The sequence below is a fragment of the Pseudomonas sp. Pseusp18 genome (genome assembly GCF_059506005.1).
Genome location: NZ_CP169240.1, coordinates 5,232,272 through 5,246,262, shown reverse-complemented (window position 1 = coordinate 5,246,262; position 13,991 = coordinate 5,232,272). Strand labels below are relative to the sequence as shown.

The window sequence follows — 13,991 nt, the reverse complement described above, 5'->3', positions numbered from 1 at the left end:
ATTAAATCTTGATGCTATTTATGTAGCAGCTGTCGAGCCTGCGAGGCTGCGTTCGGCTGCGCTGCAGTCGAAAAATCAGAACTTGCGGTGAGTCAGGCGGACCGCATCAGCTGGATTCACGACTGCTGCGCAGCCGAACGCAGGCTTCGCCAGCTGCTACAAAGGCAGGGCCACAAGAGTCGGGTCAAGCCAGTAAATCCTGCAACGTCGCCAGGCTGTCAGCTTCTTCCACCGACTTGTCCTGCCGCCAGCGCAATATCCGCGGAAACCGCACCGCAATCCCGCTCGGGTGTCGTTTCGACGGGGCAATGCTCTCGAATCCCAGCTCAAACACCAGGCTCGGTTGCACACGGATCACCGGTCCGGATTTTTCAATCGTGGTCTTGCGTACGATGCTGTCGATCTGGCGGATTTCTTCGTTGGTCAACCCGGAGTAGGCCTTGGCGAAAGGCACCAGTGTCCGCTCGCGGGCATAGGGTGGGCCGTCCCACACGGCGAAAGTGTAATCAGTGTAGAGACTGGCCTGGCGGCCATGACCCTGCTGGGCATGGATCAGCACTGCATCGACACTGAACGGGTCGACTTTCCATTTCCACCACACGCCCGTGTCTTTATTCCGCCCGACGCCATAATGCGCATCGCGGGCCTTGAGCATCATGCCTTCGACCCCCAGTTTGCGAGACGCTTCTCGTTGGCGGGCGAGGTCGAACCAGTCTTCGCCGATCAACATGGGCGAGGCACGTAACACCGGGTTTGCGCAGGCGGTGACGAGGTTTTCCAACTGAGCGCGGCGCACGGCCTGAGTCTGGTTGCGCAAATCCTGGCCCTGCCATTCCAGCAGGTCAAAGGCCTGGAGGACCACGGGCACCTCATGGAGGATTTTCTTGTCCAGCGTGTTACGGCTGCTGCGTTTTTGTAGCAGGGCGAAAGGCGCCACCGCCAGCGATGTTGGCGATTGCCGGTCAGAAGCGTTCCCAGAGCCCGAGGGCGCGGTTTTCCAGGCGACGATTTCACCGTCGAGCACCGTGCCGTCGGGCAAGTCGTGAACCAGGCTGCCCAGTTCGGGGAACCGTTCGGTTACCAGTTCTTCGCCTCGCGACCAGACCCACAAGTGCCCATCGCGCTTGACCACCTGGGCGCGGATGCCGTCCCATTTCCACTCCGCTTGCCATTGGCTGGCCGGGCCGAGCAGGACTTCGAACTGCTCAACCGGTTGCGACAACGCATGGGCAAGGAAAAACGGGTAGGGCTGGCCATCCCGTTGGGCGTGTTCATCGGGTGCTTCGGGGGCAATCAGCTTCAGGTAACTGGCGGCGTTCGGGCGGTGCGACGGGGCGGTGTAACCCACCAGCCGCTGGGCCACGTGTTTGCCGTCGAGCCCGGCCATAGCTGCCACGGCGCGGGTGACCAGCGATTTGGAGACACCGACACGGAAACTGCCGGTGATCAGTTTGATGCACAGCATCAGGCCCTGGCGATCCAGTTGCGCCCACAGCGCGGGCAGACGTTCGGCGAGGATCCGCGGGGGCGCGCTGCGCAGCGGCAACAGTTTGTCTTCAATCCACACCGTCAGTCTGTCGGTAGACGTGTGAGGCGTTTCGGGCAGCACCAGCGAAATGGTTTCCGCCAGATCACCCACCGCCTGGTAGCTTTCCTCGAACAACCAGGGCGAGAGCCCGGAACACGCGATTGCCATGTCGCGCAGCACCCGTACCGGCACCCATTGCCGAGACCTCCCGCCGGCCAGCAAATACACCGCCCAGGCGGCATCTTCGGGCGTGGCCTGGGCAAAGTAATGCTGCATCGCCGCCAGTTTGGCGTTGCTTGAGGTGGTGGCATCGAGTTCGGCATACAGCTCGGCGAAGGCTTTCATGCCTGCACCTCGGCGCTCTCGGGTTCGAAGGCTGCATTGTTCTCATCGTCGCCGTATTCGGTGCGCAATCCCATGGCATCGAGGCCCTGTTCACGCAGATGCCGCACCAGCACTCCGATCGATCCATGGGTGACCTTCACCTGCTCGGCTCCGGACTGTTCGATGGCCCAGAGCAGGCCGGGCCAATCGGCGTGATCGGACAGCACGAAACCACGATCCACGCCATGCCGCCGCTGCGTGCCGCGCAAACGCATCCAACCGCTGGCGAGGGCATCGCTGTAGTCGCCGAAGCGCCGTACCCAATTGCTGGTACCCGTTGCAGGCGGCGCGAGGACCAGAGCTTTGCGTATCATCGGATCCTGCTTTTTTACTTCGCTGGCATAAATCGTTGGCGGTAAATGAATGCCGCTCTGACGATAAAACTGATTGATCGGTTCAACCGCGCCATGCACCAGGATCGGACCCAGGCTGGTATCGAGGCCATGAAGAATCCGCTGAGCCTTGCCGAAGGCATGGCAGAGCAGCACGCTGGTTTTATCGACTGCGGCGTTGGCCCGCCACCACTGATTGATCTCGGCAAGGATCTGCGCCTGGGGTTGCCAGCGGTAAATCGGCAGGCCGAACGTCGATTCTGTGATGAAGGTGTGACAGCGCACCGGTTCGAACGGTGTACAGGTGCCGTCGGGCTCTGTTTTGTAATCACCGGAGGCGACCCAGACCTCACCGCCGCATTCCAACCGCACCTGGGCTGAGCCGAGCATGTGGCCTGCGGGGTGAAAACTCAGTTTTACGCCATGGTGCAGCAATTGCTCGCCATAAGGCAGCGTTTGCAGGTTGATGTGCTGGCCCAGCTGCGCGCGCAGAATGCCCGCACCCGGGGCCGCAGCCAGATAATGTTGATTACCACGGCGAGCATGGTCGCTATGAGCGTGGGTGATGACTGAACGTTCGACGGGGCGCCACGGGTCGATATAGAAATCCCCGGGCGGGCAGTACAAACCTTCAGGACGTGCGATAACAAGGTCCATATTGTTACCAGAATGGAGAGGCCTGTTAGCTAGGAGGTTTGCCCGAAACGAGAAGTTCTATTTATTTTTACAGAGATTAAAAACAAAAGATCGCAGCCTGCGGCAGCGCTTACAGATGGGGGCGAATGCCCTGTAGGCGCTGCCGCAGGCTGCGATCTTTGTTACTTGCCAGGCGTCAGCGTCAACCGCGTCTTGCCATACACCTTGTCAAAGTTCTGCGGCTGCATCGGCAAGCTCATGTATTGACCCTTGAGCCATGGATCGACGCTGTCGAGATAGTGCGGGCTGGCCGGGTTGCCGGATTGGCCGGTAGCGTTCTGACCCATCAGCGGTTCGGCCTGGCCGAAATCGACAATAAAGCGCATGGCCGGGGCCTGCGTGGTGTTGAAGTCCTGACCCCAGGCGAACGAGGCGGTGTTGAGCGTGGTGTGATCGCCGCCGGCCGCCAGCGGGCCGCGCACGGTCTGGCCGCTGGCGTTTTTCCACTCGTAGCGGTGCAGTTTGCCCCACTGCCAGGCTTTGTGATCGCCGCCCAACTGGCTGTCACCCGCGCTGATCGCCGCCGCCAGGCTACGGGCCAGGATCGCCGGTTTGTCTTCTTTCTGTGTGGTGCGCACGTCATCCCAGAACGGACTGTCCTCACGCCCAAGCAGGTGATCGGCCTGGGCGGCGTAGGATAATTTGCCGTTGGCGATAAAGGCTTTCCACGCCGGGCTGCTTTCCGGGCCCAGTTCGTCGAGGAAAATCTGTTTGGTGCTTTCCTGCAGGAACAACTCGTAAATCGCCGCGTCGGCGGAAGTCGGGCTGAGTTTGCCGTCGAAGGCCATCAAGCGGGTATACGCCTCGCGAGCCTTGCCGCGATCGGCCACCGGCAACGCTTCGATGGCCTGTTTGAGCGGCTGGGACATGCCCGGCGCTTCAAACATCTTCTTCAGTTTGGCGGCGAAAGTGGTGGTCTGGTCGTATTGCATGGCGATCAGGCTGCGGGTGTCGTGTTTGCCCACGCCCGCCAGTTCGGCCATGCGTTCGCCACGCTCCGGCGCCGCCCAGGAATTGGACAGCTGCATGCCGTAGCCATGGGGAATGACCCGCTGGTTGGCGGTGCCGAGCCAGCCCTGCGCCGGGTCCTGGTCATACGGATGGAGCATCGGGTCGGCGTAACCGTCCCAGTCGTAGCGACCTTCCCAGCCCGGCGACGGCAGCAAGCCTTCGCCTTCGCGACGATTCGGGTAGCGACCGGTGACTTGCCAGCCGATATTGCTGGCATCGGCAAACACCAGATTCAGGGCGATGGCGCGGATTTCACGGCTGGCGTCCGATGCTCTCTCGGTGCTTTGTGCCCGGGACAGGTCGAAAAACGCATCCAGGGTTTTGTCGTCAGTGAAGTCCGGCGCTTGCAGGGCCAGGCCGAAACCATTCGCCAGCGCCATGCCTTGGGCGCTGTTGAGCAGTGGCCCGTGGCGGGTTTCGTACACGGCTTCGCGAATCGGCCGCTGGCCTTTGACGAAATAGGTTTCGTTGCGCACGATCGCCGGCTGCCATTTGCCGCCCACTTCGTAGGAAAGGCCATTGCCCTGGCGTTTGATTTTTTCCAGGAACACGTCCTGGTTGTCGCCCATGACCGTGGTCATGCTCCACGCCACTTTGCCGTTGAAACCAGCGAGCACCATCGGTAACCCGGCAATGGTTATGCCGGAGGCCTGGTATTTCGGCGCGCGAATCTGCACGTAACTGAACAACGACGGGACGCCCAGCGGTCCGTGGCTGTCGCTGGCCAGCAGGCTCTTACCGCTGCGGCTGCGTTGCGGGGCGATCGCCCAGTTGTTCGAGGAGGTAGCGCCCAGCAGATTCAGATCCGACAGTTGACCAGTGGCTTTGCTGATTTCGCTCAGCCCCGGGATTTGCCCGGTGAGTTTGATGCCCTGAAGTTTTTCAGCTTCAGCCACCGGCAGTTTTTCGTCGGGAGCGGACGGGGTCAGCCACGCCAGTTTGTCGGTGCTGACGGTCTGGGCCAGCATCAGCGAGGAAATTTCTTCCGGCAGGTTCGCCGATTGGCTGAAGTTCAGCAGGCAGAACATCAGCGCCGAATCTTCCGGTTTCCAGTACTCAGGCTTGTAGCCGGTGGCCGCGAGGTCCGCCGGCAGCTTGTCGCGGTAGCGGAACAGATAGGCGTTGACCCCGCGGGCATAGACTTCGAAGAAACGCTTGAGGCGTGGCGACGAGGCCTTATACAGCTCATCCGCGCTTTTCTTCAGGTTGACCGCACGCATGTAGCGGTCGGCATCGAGCAGGTCCGCGCCGGACATCTCCGCCAGTCGGCCCTGGGCCAGCAGGCGCAGAGTGACCATTTGGCTGATGCGGTCGCTGGCGTGCACGTAGCCGAGGGTGAACAGCGCATCGTGGAAGCTGTTGCTCTCGATCAGCGGCATGCCCATGGCATTGCGGCGGACTGAAACGTTTTGCGCCAGGCCCTTCAGCGCTTGCACGCCAGAGGTGGGCGGGAGGGTGTCCTGGGCATTCCAGGTCTGACAACCGGTCAGGCTCAAAACACCGGCCACTGCTGCGGCAACGCCGAACCGGGGAAGAAAATGTGTAAGGGCTGGCGAGGCCATGGCAAAGCTCCTGCGGGGGTAGTGACGCGACGAAGGCGCTACGTTAGTGAGCAGGAGGTGGACGCGCAAGCGGCGGCTGGGTTATTTCTTTTCGGTGATCGCCGGCATCAGGTTGTCCTGTTTGCGTTTGATGGCTTGCCGGTAGCAAGAGGCGATGCTGAAGTGCGGCAAATTCAATAGCCTCGCATGGGAAAAGTCGGCATGGAACTTAAGACAAACGCGGCGCTGATCATCATCGATCAACAAAAAGGCATCCTGCATCCCAAGTTGGGCCGTCGAAACAACCCTCAGGCCGAAGAGCGCATCCTGGAGTTATTGGGGCATTGGCGTCGCACCGGGCGGCCGGTGATTCATGTGCAGCACCTGTCCCGCTCTGTGGATTCGGTGTTCTGGCCGCAGCAATCGGGGGTGGAGTTTCAGGAGCGCTTCCAGCCATCGATCGGTGAGTGGCTGATACAGAAACAAGTGCCGGATGCGTTTTGCTCGACCGGGCTGGAAGCGAGTTTGCGCGAGGCGGGGATCGATCAGTTGATCATCGTTGGCGTGGCGACGCACAACTCGGTGGAATCCACGGCGCGAACGGCTGGGAATCTGGGGTTTGAGGCGTGGGTTGTGGAGGATGCGTGCTTTACCTTCGACAAGGCGGACTTTTTCGGCAATGCCCATTCAGCTGAAGAAGTGCATGCGATGTCGCTGGGGAATCTGCATGGGGAATATGCGACGGTCGTTAGCGCCGCGAGCATTCTCATGATCGACTGAAACCTTGAACTGACCCCAAAATTAGGATTGGTGTCCAACTTTTGGGGTGCAGATCAACTTGTAGGAGCGAGGCTTGCCCGCGAAGAACGATGACGCGGTTTTTCTGATTGATCGTGGCGCCCTTTTCGCGGGCAAGCCTCGCTCCTACAGGGATTGGCGATTCAACAGGCGAAGAAGTTATTCGCCCGAATCCTCAAGCCCCGTGGCACTTCTTGAATTTCTTGCCGTTGCCGCAGGGGCAAGGGTCGTTGCGACCGACGTCTTTCAGGGCGTTGCGCACCGGTTCCTGGTGGGCGTGGCCGCAGTTTGGGCCGTGGACATGGCCATGGTCGTGATCATGGTGGTCGTGATGGTCATGATCGTGGTTGCAGTCAGGGCCATGGACGTGGGGTTGCTGGGTCATCGGGGTCACTCCGGAATTAAATCGGCGGCGATTATCACGCCATTGCGCGCCAGGTGCACGTAGTGCGCGATGAATAAACCGGTTTCAAGTGTGCCTTCCAGACGATAGGGAATCGGTTGCTCGGGTTTTTTCAGCAGTTTCACCACATCCCGAACCCTGGGCCACAGGTTGGTTCGGATCGGCACCTTGAAGTAGGCACTGTGCTTGGGGCCGACGGTGAACCAATGTTCGTGCTCGCCTTCGGTCAGCAGGACGTCCCCCAGATGAATGCGATATTCCAGGGCGCGCACCGTCAGGTCTTCGTCATTGGGGTTGTCGACGCGAAAATGCAGCAGGAATTTCTGCTCCAGCAACTTGGCCCGGACCACCTCGACCTTGACCAGATGCACTTGCGGGTCTGGCAAGTCGTTGCTGAACCATGAGGCGCAGCCGCCGACTCCTGAAAACAGAAGCAGCAAAGTGAACAGATAGAGCGCGAATCGTCCAGTGATCATGGTCGTGTTTCTCCCTTTGTAGCAGCTGCCTCGCTGTAGCAGTTGCTACGGCCGAACGCAGCTTTCGGCAGCTGCTACAGGGGGCACCTCAAGCGCCGAAATAACTCGCGCAGCACTTCTTGAACTTCTGCCCGCTGGCGCACGGGCACGCATCGTTGCGCCCGGCCTTGAGCGGCACCGTAGGGTCGATGAAGTACCAGCGGCCGGCGTTCTGCACGAATGACGAACGTTCGCGGTGGCTGTGTTCGCCGCTGCCGTCGTGCCAGCGAGCGGTGAAGGTGACGAAGGCGTGCTCCGGCTGGCCGCCGAAGACCTCGGCGCCTTCCACTTCCAGGCCCAGCCAGGTGCTCTGAGCGCTCCAGTCGCTGATCGACTGGCGATCCAGGCCGGCCTGTTGCGCGGGCAGGGTGGTCGCTACCAGATAATCGACCAGCCCCAGCACATAGGCGCTGTAGCGCGAACGCATCAGGACTTCGGCGCTGGGGGCCGGATGGCCGGCATGGTAATGACCGCAGCAGGCATCGAGCAGCGTGCCGCTGCCGCAAGGGCAAATGGATGTACTCATTGCGTTACCACCAGTATTTCCCGAAGTTTTCCGGATTGGCCCAGAAGCGTGAGTTGAGCCAGTCGGGTACCTGTTTGTAGTCAAGCAGATCGTAGGTAAACAACGTCAACACTTGATCGTCGCGCTGGAAGCGTTCGCTGGCTTGCAGGGCCAGGGAGAAAAAATCCGTCTCCTGCCAACCGCTGGCGGGCAAGTCGGCCAACACCGCAATGCGACTGGCATTGAGGTTGCGTATCCCGCCGAGCAGATTCAGGCCGTCGCGCTTGGGCAAGTGTTCGAGGCAATCGACCACCAGCGCCAGATCAAACCGCTGCGCCGCCAGTTCGGCCGGCAATGCTCCGGGTGCGGCAAAAGCCACGATGCTATCCGGGTGCGCGAGTTTGAATGCCTCGAGCGCGGGGAACTCACTGGCGCCAATCAGCAACAGACGCGTCGGGGCGTAACGATCAAGCAATGCGGCCAACGCCTGCTGGGGCGTGCGCGAAGAAATACTTGCAGTCATCGAAGATCCTCAATCAGAACGCCAAGATTAACGTGTCTTGTCGAGCGTGTTTAAGCAAAAAGCGCCGATCTTCCGTGAACATAAGGCAAAACAGCAATGGCCTATTGCTGGCGGAGATTAAAAGTCCGGTCTTTACTCCTTGAAATCGGTTATTAGCCGATCCCTCAGGAGAAAACTAGATGAGCATAGTTCGGACAGCATTACCTTTGGTTCTGCTAACCAGTGTGTTGACTGGTTGCGCAGGTTTGCAGAAAACCGACTGGCCGACCTGTGCTGCGGTCGGTGGTGTCGTCGGTGCAGGGCTCGGTGCGACAGAGAGCTCTTCATGGGCGGGGTATGGCGCACTGCTGGTCGGCGGCACGGCAGCGGCTTATTGCTGGGTGCATGGCGATGGCGACGAAGACGGCGATGGCGTGCCGGATAGCCGCGACAAGTGCCCGCACACACCGAGAGGCGTGCGAGTCGATGCCGACGGCTGCCCTCCACCCGCGCCTGCGCCGGTGGTCGAAGAGAAGGCGGTGGTCAAGGAAGAAGTCATCGTTATCCGTGATGTTCACTTCCAGTTCGACTCGTCCAAGCTCACCCCTTCCGATAAAGAGGTACTCAACACCGTCGCCACGCGTCTGAAACAGGAATCCGCCAGCGCCCGGTTGACCGTGACCGGTCATACCGACAGCGTCGGCAGCGATAAATACAACCAGAAACTGTCGGACAAACGCGCCCATTCGGTGGTGGAGTACCTGATTTCCCAAGGCGTGCCACGCAGCAGTTTCGTGTCTGTGACCGGTGCAGGTGAAAGCCAGCCTGTGGCCGATAACAAAACCGCTGAAGGCCGTGCGCTGAATCGGCGTACGGAAATCAAAATCGACCGCTAACCCCCTTGTATTCCGCGGCTTGTGCAGTCGCGGATGCGGGTCTTTACTCCTGTGTGACCGGTATGGGCCGGTGACACAGGAGCATTCACAATGAGCGTTCTCACAAGGACCGTCTTGCCGGTTCTACTGCTTGGCAGTCTTCTGACCGGCTGCGCGACTCACAGCGATGGCACCGCCCCCTTGAATCAACGTACCTGGCCGATCTGCAGTGTCATTGGCGGACTGGTTGGCGGCGGTCTGGGCGCGATCGAAAGTGGCGGTTGGGCGGCAGGTGGAGCGGCGCTCGGTATCTTGACCGGTGGCTTGGTCTGTTACGCCCAGGATGGCGACGAGGACGGTGACGGTGTTTTCGATCGGCGCGATCGTTGCCCCGATACGCCTGCCAATACACCTGTCGATCATCGCGGTTGCCCGCTACCGCAATATCCGGCCAGCGTAAAACCTGCTGAACCGCCGGTATCCGAAGTCATCACGCTGAGCAGTAATGTGTTGTTCGCGTACAACAAATCCGACCTGACGCCCGAGGCACGCAGCGAGCTGGATTCGTTGATGCCCAAATTGCAGAGTGCCGATGTGGTGAGCGTCAAGGTCGTCGGCCATACCGACAGTCAGGGTTCGGACGCCTATAACCAGAAACTGTCGGAACGTCGTGCCAGCAGCGTGGCGGCCTACCTGTTGAGCCGGGGGCTGGCGCCGAACAAACTCACCAGCGAAGGACGGGGTGAAACCCAGCCGGTGGCTGACAATGATACGGAAGAAGGGCGGGCAAAAAACCGTCGTGTGGAGTTGCACATCAATCGCTAGGCTCCGTGATCAAGAGGCCCGTGATAGAGCCGTCGGATGATCGTCAAGGTTGATCCGGCGGCCATTCGATGCCTTTCGGAAGAATTTTCCGTTGCCCTCTGGCTTATCCCGCGTGTAAGCCGTTACTGTGCGTGCAAATAATAATTCTCGACGGGGGAGCGTATGAAGGTGTTTTGGGGGCTGGGGAAGTTGTTGACCCTGCTGTTCTGGTTGGTGGTGCTGGTCAATCTGCTCATACCGTTTGTTCGTCCACTGCACCTGTTGGTCGATCTGGCTGGCAGCCTGTTGGCGCTGGCTCATCTTCTGGAGCTGGTGTTCTGCAATCGCAGCCTCAAAGGTCGAGCCCACCCCTGGCGTGATCGCCTGAAAATTGTCTTTTTCGGCGTTTTCCACCTGCAAACCATTCCGGCCCCTGCCACTGCGAAGGCTTCCCATGCGTAAACTCTGTCTGCTCGCCGCACTCATCAGCCCATTGGCCTGCGCTCAGGTGGTGAGTGTTGAAACCAACTCGCTGATGCGTTTGCCCAACACCGCCAGTTCCCTGCAACTGGAACGACTGGAAGTCGCCGATTACGGCACCTTGCTGATTCCCTCGAACGTGACCGAAGTGACGGTCGGCGAGCTGCACCTGGGACGCGAAGCGCGGATCGCCATTGTGCCGAGCGAACAGGCTCTGGCGTTGAAGGTCAGCCGGGCCGAATTGGCTGAAGGCAGCCAGATCACCGCGCGGGGCGCCCCCGGGACTTATCTCAAGGCTGCCCGCTCCGGGCGCAATCTGAATTTGCAGATCAAAGCGCTGAAAGCGCCGCAATTGTTGGTAGACGCTCGCGGTGGCGCGGGTGCCCCGGGTTTTGTCGGCCTCGACGGGGCCAACGGTCAAGCACCGGGTTGCACCTGGGGTCAGGCCGGTCACGGTTTTGATGGCAGTGACGGCAGCGACGGCCAGCCTGGTGCGCCGGGGGCGCTGGTTCGGCTGGAAGTGCCGCGTGACTATCCGGCGGAGCAGATCAAGGTCGAGGTGGCGGGCGGAGTCGGTGGCGCGGCCGGACCGGGTGGCAAACCGGGGGCGGGCGGCAAGGCCAAGGGCTGCATTGTCTATAAAGCCGATGGCGGCAAGAACGGTCGCCCCGGTGTCGACGGCCAGCCAGGGCCTGCTGGAGCGGCAGGTTCGGTGAGCATTCAGCGGTTGTAAGAGCGACCGAGAACCCCTGTGGCGAGGGAGCTTGCTCCCGCTGGGTCGCGAAGCGGCCCCAAAGCCGGCGACTCTGTTCTTTCAGAACGTGCGCAGTGATCGATTACGACTGCTGCGCAGCCGAGCGGGAGCAAGCTCCCTCGCCACAGAGACTATGCATTGCTCAGAACATCGGCCGAGCCGCAGCAATCGCCACCAGCGCCAACCCGACCATCAGGTTAATCCCCACCAACCGGCGAATCTTGCCCAGCGTCGCCGCGCCCGTCGGCCAATCCTGAGCCGTTACCGCCGTGCGCAGTTCCGGCAGCAGCAACGCCTGAATCCGGATAAACAACGCGGTCATCACCACATACAATCCCATCATCACCTGCACATACCGCGGCGCCGCTTCGAACCCGGCGAACTGCAAATGAATCATGCCCACACCGCTGATCGGCAAAAGCACCACCGCGACCCAGACCCAGCGGAAAAAACCTTGAAACACTTCTACCCACAGCTTCAACCGGGCAGGGCCTTCCAGCGCCTTCATCGCCGCGGGGCGCAGGACCATCCAGGCGAAAAACATGCCGCCGACCCATACCAGGGCGGACAGGACATGCAGGGTATAAACGATGCCAAAAGGTGTCATTGGGGTACTCCGTTCTGCGCGGGATTAATTAGCGGGGTATGATAGCGGCCGATCCCAACTACTGAAAATTTATCCAGCGTTTTTGCGCCCGACAATCCATGATCAGCACCGAACTAAAAACCACGATCCAGGGCGCCTACTCGCGTTTTCTCGAAGCCAAGAGCCTCAAGCCGCGCTACGGCCAACGCCTGATGATCGCCGAAATCGCCAAAGTCCTCGGTGACATCGACACCGACGACGAAGGCCGGCGCAGTGGCGACCCCGCGATTGTCGCGGTGGAAGCCGGCACCGGTACCGGCAAAACCGTGGCCTACAGCCTGGCGGCGATCCCCGCTGCCAAGGCCGCCGGCAAGCGTCTGGTGATCGCCACGGCCACGGTGGCCCTGCAAGAGCAGATCGTCTACAAGGATTTGCCCGACCTGATGCGCAACAGCGGGTTGAATTTCAGCTTCGCCCTGGCCAAGGGCCGGGGGCGCTACATGTGCCTGTCCAAGCTCGACATGTTGCTCCAGGAAGGTCACGCGCAAACCGCCACCGCGCAGCTGTTCGAAGAAGAAGGCTTCAAGATCGAGGTCGATGAGGCCAGTCAGAAGCTGTTCACCAGCATGATCGAGAAGCTCGCCGGCAATAAGTGGGACGGCGACCGCGACAGTTGGTCCACCGCGCTCGAAGACGCCGACTGGGCGCGCCTGACCACCGATCACAGCCAGTGCACCAACCGTCATTGCCCGAACTTCGGCCAGTGTGCCTTCTACAAGGCCCGCGAAGGCATGGGCAAGGTCGATGTGATCGTCACCAACCACGACATGGTCCTGGCCGACCTGGCCCTGGGCGGCGGCGCGGTTCTGCCGGACCCGCGCGATACGATCTACGTGTTCGACGAAGGCCATCACCTGCCGGACAAGGCCATCGGCCACTTCGCCCATTACACACGTCTGCGCTCCACCGCCGACTGGCTGGAGAGCACCGCCAAGAACCTCACCAAATTGCTCGCCCAACACCCGCTGCCGGGGGATCTGGGCAAGTTGATCGAGCAAGTGCCGGAACTGGCCCGGGAGATCAAGACCCAGCAGCAGTTCATGTTCAGTGCCTGTGAGCAGGTTGCCGACTTCAAGCCCGGCGAAGACGTCGAAGGTCGCGAGCGACCGCGTCACCGCTTCGTCGGCGGGGTGATTCCCGAACACATGCGCGAAATGGGCATCGAGCTGAAAAAGGGCTTCGCCCGGCTGACCGATCTGTTCACCCGGCTCACCGAACTGCTCAAGGAAGGCATGGACGGCGAGGTCAACATTGGCATCGCCAGCAACCAGGCCGAAGAGTGGTATCCGCTGTTCGGTAGCCTGCTGTCGCGTTCTTCGGGCAACTGGGAGTTGTGGACCGCCTTCACCGTCGAAGACCCGGAAGACAACCCGCCCATGGCCCGTTGGCTGACGCTGGCCGAAAGCGGTTCGCTGTTCGACATCGAGGTCAATGCCAGCCCGATCCTCGCGGCGGAAATGCTCCGGCGCAACCTGTGGAACGTGGCTTACGGGGCGCTGGTGACCTCGGCGACCCTGACCGCTCTCGGCACCTTCGACCGTTTCCGCATGCGCGCCGGCCTGCCTAAAACCGCCGTGACCGCAGTGGTCCCGAGCCCGTTCCATCATGCCGACGCCGGTGTGCTGCGGGTGCCGGACCTGAAAGCCGACCCGCGCGATGCACCAGCTCATACGGCGGCGATCATTCGCGACTTGCCGGAACTGGTCGAGGGCTCCCGTGGCACTCTGGTGCTGTTCTCCTCGCGTAAACAGATGCAGGACGTGTTCGACGGGCTGGATCGCGACTGGCGCAAGCAAGTGTTCATTCAAGGCAACCTGTCGAAGCAGGAAACCCTGAACAAGCACAAGGCTCGGGTCGATGGCGGGGATTCCAGCGTGCTGTTCGGCCTGGCGAGTTTTGCCGAAGGTGTGGATTTGCCCGGCGCCTACTGCGAACACGTGGTGATCGCCAAGATTCCATTCTCGGTGCCTGACGATCCGGTCGAAGCCGCGCTGGCTGAGTGGATCGAGGCTCGCGGCGGCAATCCGTTCATGGAAATCTCCGTGCCGGACGCCTCGCTGAAACTGGTCCAGGCCTGCGGTCGCCTGCTGCGAACCGAAGAAGACCGCGGCACCATCACCTTGCTTGACCGTCGTTTGGTCACGCAGCGCTACGGCAAAGCTATTCTCAATGCGTTGCCGCCATTTCGTCGTGAAATTTCCTGATGCGCCGGTGGGC

The 13,991-nt window shown here is 60.9% G+C and carries 14 protein-coding genes; 6 read left to right on the top strand and 8 right to left on the bottom strand.

Annotated features, from left to right (window positions below; genetic code table 11):
- Positions 1 to 184: 184 nt before the first annotated feature.
- The 3 genes from ACEN9A_RS23475 to ACEN9A_RS23465 form a co-directional block, all read right to left on the bottom strand.
- A complete protein-coding gene (locus tag ACEN9A_RS23475; RefSeq protein WP_258671011.1) occupies positions 185 to 1,873 on the bottom strand; it encodes an ATP-dependent DNA ligase in 1,689 nt (562 codons plus the stop codon).
- Positions 1,870 to 2,901, bottom strand: a complete 1,032-nt coding sequence (locus ACEN9A_RS23470) for a ligase-associated DNA damage response exonuclease (RefSeq protein WP_258671009.1) — start codon at positions 2,899 to 2,901, stop codon at positions 1,870 to 1,872. The genes ACEN9A_RS23475 and ACEN9A_RS23470 overlap by 4 nt, the downstream gene beginning before the upstream one ends.
- A 161-nt stretch (positions 2,902 to 3,062) precedes the next feature.
- Positions 3,063 to 5,513 (bottom strand): penicillin acylase family protein, encoded by a 2,451-nt coding sequence (locus ACEN9A_RS23465; RefSeq protein ID WP_258671007.1) that lies wholly within the window; start codon positions 5,511 to 5,513, stop codon positions 3,063 to 3,065.
- A gap of 201 nt (positions 5,514 to 5,714) precedes the next feature.
- Between ACEN9A_RS23465 and ACEN9A_RS23460 the strand changes: the two genes are divergently transcribed.
- On the top strand, positions 5,715 to 6,272 hold the full coding sequence (locus tag ACEN9A_RS23460; RefSeq protein WP_258671006.1) for a cysteine hydrolase family protein: 558 nt from the start codon (positions 5,715 to 5,717) through the stop codon (positions 6,270 to 6,272).
- Positions 6,273 to 6,465: 193 nt separating this feature from the next.
- On the opposite strand, the gene ACEN9A_RS23455 is transcribed toward ACEN9A_RS23460, so the two are convergent.
- The 4 genes from ACEN9A_RS23455 to ACEN9A_RS23440 all read right to left on the bottom strand — a co-directional run bounded on the left by ACEN9A_RS23455 (position 6,466) and on the right by ACEN9A_RS23440 (position 8,236).
- Positions 6,466 to 6,675, bottom strand: a complete 210-nt coding sequence (locus ACEN9A_RS23455; RefSeq protein WP_007906737.1) for an SEC-C metal-binding domain-containing protein — start codon at positions 6,673 to 6,675, stop codon at positions 6,466 to 6,468.
- Between the two features lie 5 nt (positions 6,676 to 6,680).
- The gene (locus tag ACEN9A_RS23450) at positions 6,681 to 7,169 is read right to left on the bottom strand and encodes an LEA/WHy family protein (protein ID WP_064619955.1); all 489 of its coding nucleotides are present in this window, start codon (positions 7,167 to 7,169) and stop codon (positions 6,681 to 6,683) included.
- Positions 7,170 to 7,257: 88 nt separating this feature from the next.
- Positions 7,258 to 7,734 (bottom strand): YchJ family protein, encoded by a 477-nt coding sequence (locus ACEN9A_RS23445; RefSeq protein WP_018926923.1) that lies wholly within the window; start codon positions 7,732 to 7,734, stop codon positions 7,258 to 7,260.
- Between the two features lie 4 nt (positions 7,735 to 7,738).
- Positions 7,739 to 8,236 carry a DUF6231 family protein gene (locus tag ACEN9A_RS23440; RefSeq protein WP_018926922.1) on the bottom strand — a complete coding sequence of 166 codons (498 nt, stop codon included), beginning with the start codon at positions 8,234 to 8,236 and terminating at the stop codon, positions 7,739 to 7,741.
- A 179-nt stretch (positions 8,237 to 8,415) separates the two neighbouring features.
- Between ACEN9A_RS23440 and ACEN9A_RS23435 the strand changes: the two genes are divergently transcribed.
- The 4 genes from ACEN9A_RS23435 (at position 8,416) to ACEN9A_RS23420 (ending at position 11,107) form a co-directional block, all read left to right on the top strand.
- Positions 8,416 to 9,111: a PA1041 family peptidoglycan-binding anchor lipoprotein gene (locus tag ACEN9A_RS23435; protein WP_258671004.1), complete on the top strand. Its 696-nt coding sequence runs from the start codon at positions 8,416 to 8,418 to the stop codon at positions 9,109 to 9,111.
- A gap of 90 nt (positions 9,112 to 9,201) precedes the next feature.
- Positions 9,202 to 9,915, top strand: a complete 714-nt coding sequence (locus ACEN9A_RS23430) for a PA1041 family peptidoglycan-binding anchor lipoprotein (protein ID WP_258671003.1) — start codon at positions 9,202 to 9,204, stop codon at positions 9,913 to 9,915.
- Between the two features lie 162 nt (positions 9,916 to 10,077).
- Positions 10,078 to 10,356: a DUF1145 domain-containing protein gene (locus ACEN9A_RS23425; RefSeq protein WP_018926919.1), complete on the top strand. Its 279-nt coding sequence runs from the start codon at positions 10,078 to 10,080 to the stop codon at positions 10,354 to 10,356.
- Positions 10,349 to 11,107, top strand: coding sequence for a collagen-like triple helix repeat-containing protein (locus ACEN9A_RS23420; RefSeq protein ID WP_258671001.1), 759 nt, complete (start codon positions 10,349 to 10,351; stop codon positions 11,105 to 11,107). Before ACEN9A_RS23425 ends, ACEN9A_RS23420 begins: the two co-directional genes overlap by 8 nt.
- Positions 11,108 to 11,270: 163 nt before the next feature.
- Here ACEN9A_RS23420 and ACEN9A_RS23415 read toward each other — a convergent pair whose 3' ends face one another.
- Positions 11,271 to 11,735 (bottom strand): CopD family protein, encoded by a 465-nt coding sequence (locus ACEN9A_RS23415; RefSeq protein WP_258671000.1) that lies wholly within the window; start codon positions 11,733 to 11,735, stop codon positions 11,271 to 11,273.
- A 98-nt stretch (positions 11,736 to 11,833) separates the two neighbouring features.
- Between ACEN9A_RS23415 and dinG the strand changes: the two genes are divergently transcribed.
- Positions 11,834 to 13,978, top strand: a complete 2,145-nt coding sequence (gene dinG, locus ACEN9A_RS23410; RefSeq protein WP_258670998.1) for an ATP-dependent DNA helicase DinG — start codon at positions 11,834 to 11,836, stop codon at positions 13,976 to 13,978.
- Positions 13,979 to 13,991 lie beyond the last annotated feature (13 nt).

Excerpts from the sequence above, each read along its gene's own strand:
- ACEN9A_RS23475 (WP_258671011.1), bottom strand. The coding sequence starts at position 1,873 with ATGAAAGCCTTCGCCGAGCTGTATGCCGAACTCGATGCCACCACCTCA.
- ACEN9A_RS23470 (WP_258671009.1), bottom strand. The coding sequence starts at position 2,901 with ATGGACCTTGTTATCGCACGTCCTGAAGGTTTGTACTGCCCGCCCGGG.
- ACEN9A_RS23465 (WP_258671007.1), bottom strand. The coding sequence starts at position 5,513 with ATGGCCTCGCCAGCCCTTACACATTTTCTTCCCCGGTTCGGCGTTGCC.
- ACEN9A_RS23460 (WP_258671006.1), top strand. The coding sequence starts at position 5,715 with ATGGAACTTAAGACAAACGCGGCGCTGATCATCATCGATCAACAAAAA.
- ACEN9A_RS23455 (WP_007906737.1), bottom strand. The coding sequence starts at position 6,675 with ATGACCCAGCAACCCCACGTCCATGGCCCTGACTGCAACCACGATCAT.
- ACEN9A_RS23450 (WP_064619955.1), bottom strand. The coding sequence starts at position 7,169 with ATGATCACTGGACGATTCGCGCTCTATCTGTTCACTTTGCTGCTTCTG.
- ACEN9A_RS23445 (WP_018926923.1), bottom strand. The coding sequence starts at position 7,734 with ATGAGTACATCCATTTGCCCTTGCGGCAGCGGCACGCTGCTCGATGCC.
- ACEN9A_RS23440 (WP_018926922.1), bottom strand. The coding sequence starts at position 8,236 with ATGACTGCAAGTATTTCTTCGCGCACGCCCCAGCAGGCGTTGGCCGCA.
- ACEN9A_RS23435 (WP_258671004.1), top strand. The coding sequence starts at position 8,416 with ATGAGCATAGTTCGGACAGCATTACCTTTGGTTCTGCTAACCAGTGTG.
- ACEN9A_RS23430 (WP_258671003.1), top strand. The coding sequence starts at position 9,202 with ATGAGCGTTCTCACAAGGACCGTCTTGCCGGTTCTACTGCTTGGCAGT.
- ACEN9A_RS23425 (WP_018926919.1), top strand. The coding sequence starts at position 10,078 with ATGAAGGTGTTTTGGGGGCTGGGGAAGTTGTTGACCCTGCTGTTCTGG.
- ACEN9A_RS23420 (WP_258671001.1), top strand. The coding sequence starts at position 10,349 with ATGCGTAAACTCTGTCTGCTCGCCGCACTCATCAGCCCATTGGCCTGC.
- ACEN9A_RS23415 (WP_258671000.1), bottom strand. The coding sequence starts at position 11,735 with ATGACACCTTTTGGCATCGTTTATACCCTGCATGTCCTGTCCGCCCTG.
- dinG (WP_258670998.1), top strand. The coding sequence starts at position 11,834 with ATGATCAGCACCGAACTAAAAACCACGATCCAGGGCGCCTACTCGCGT.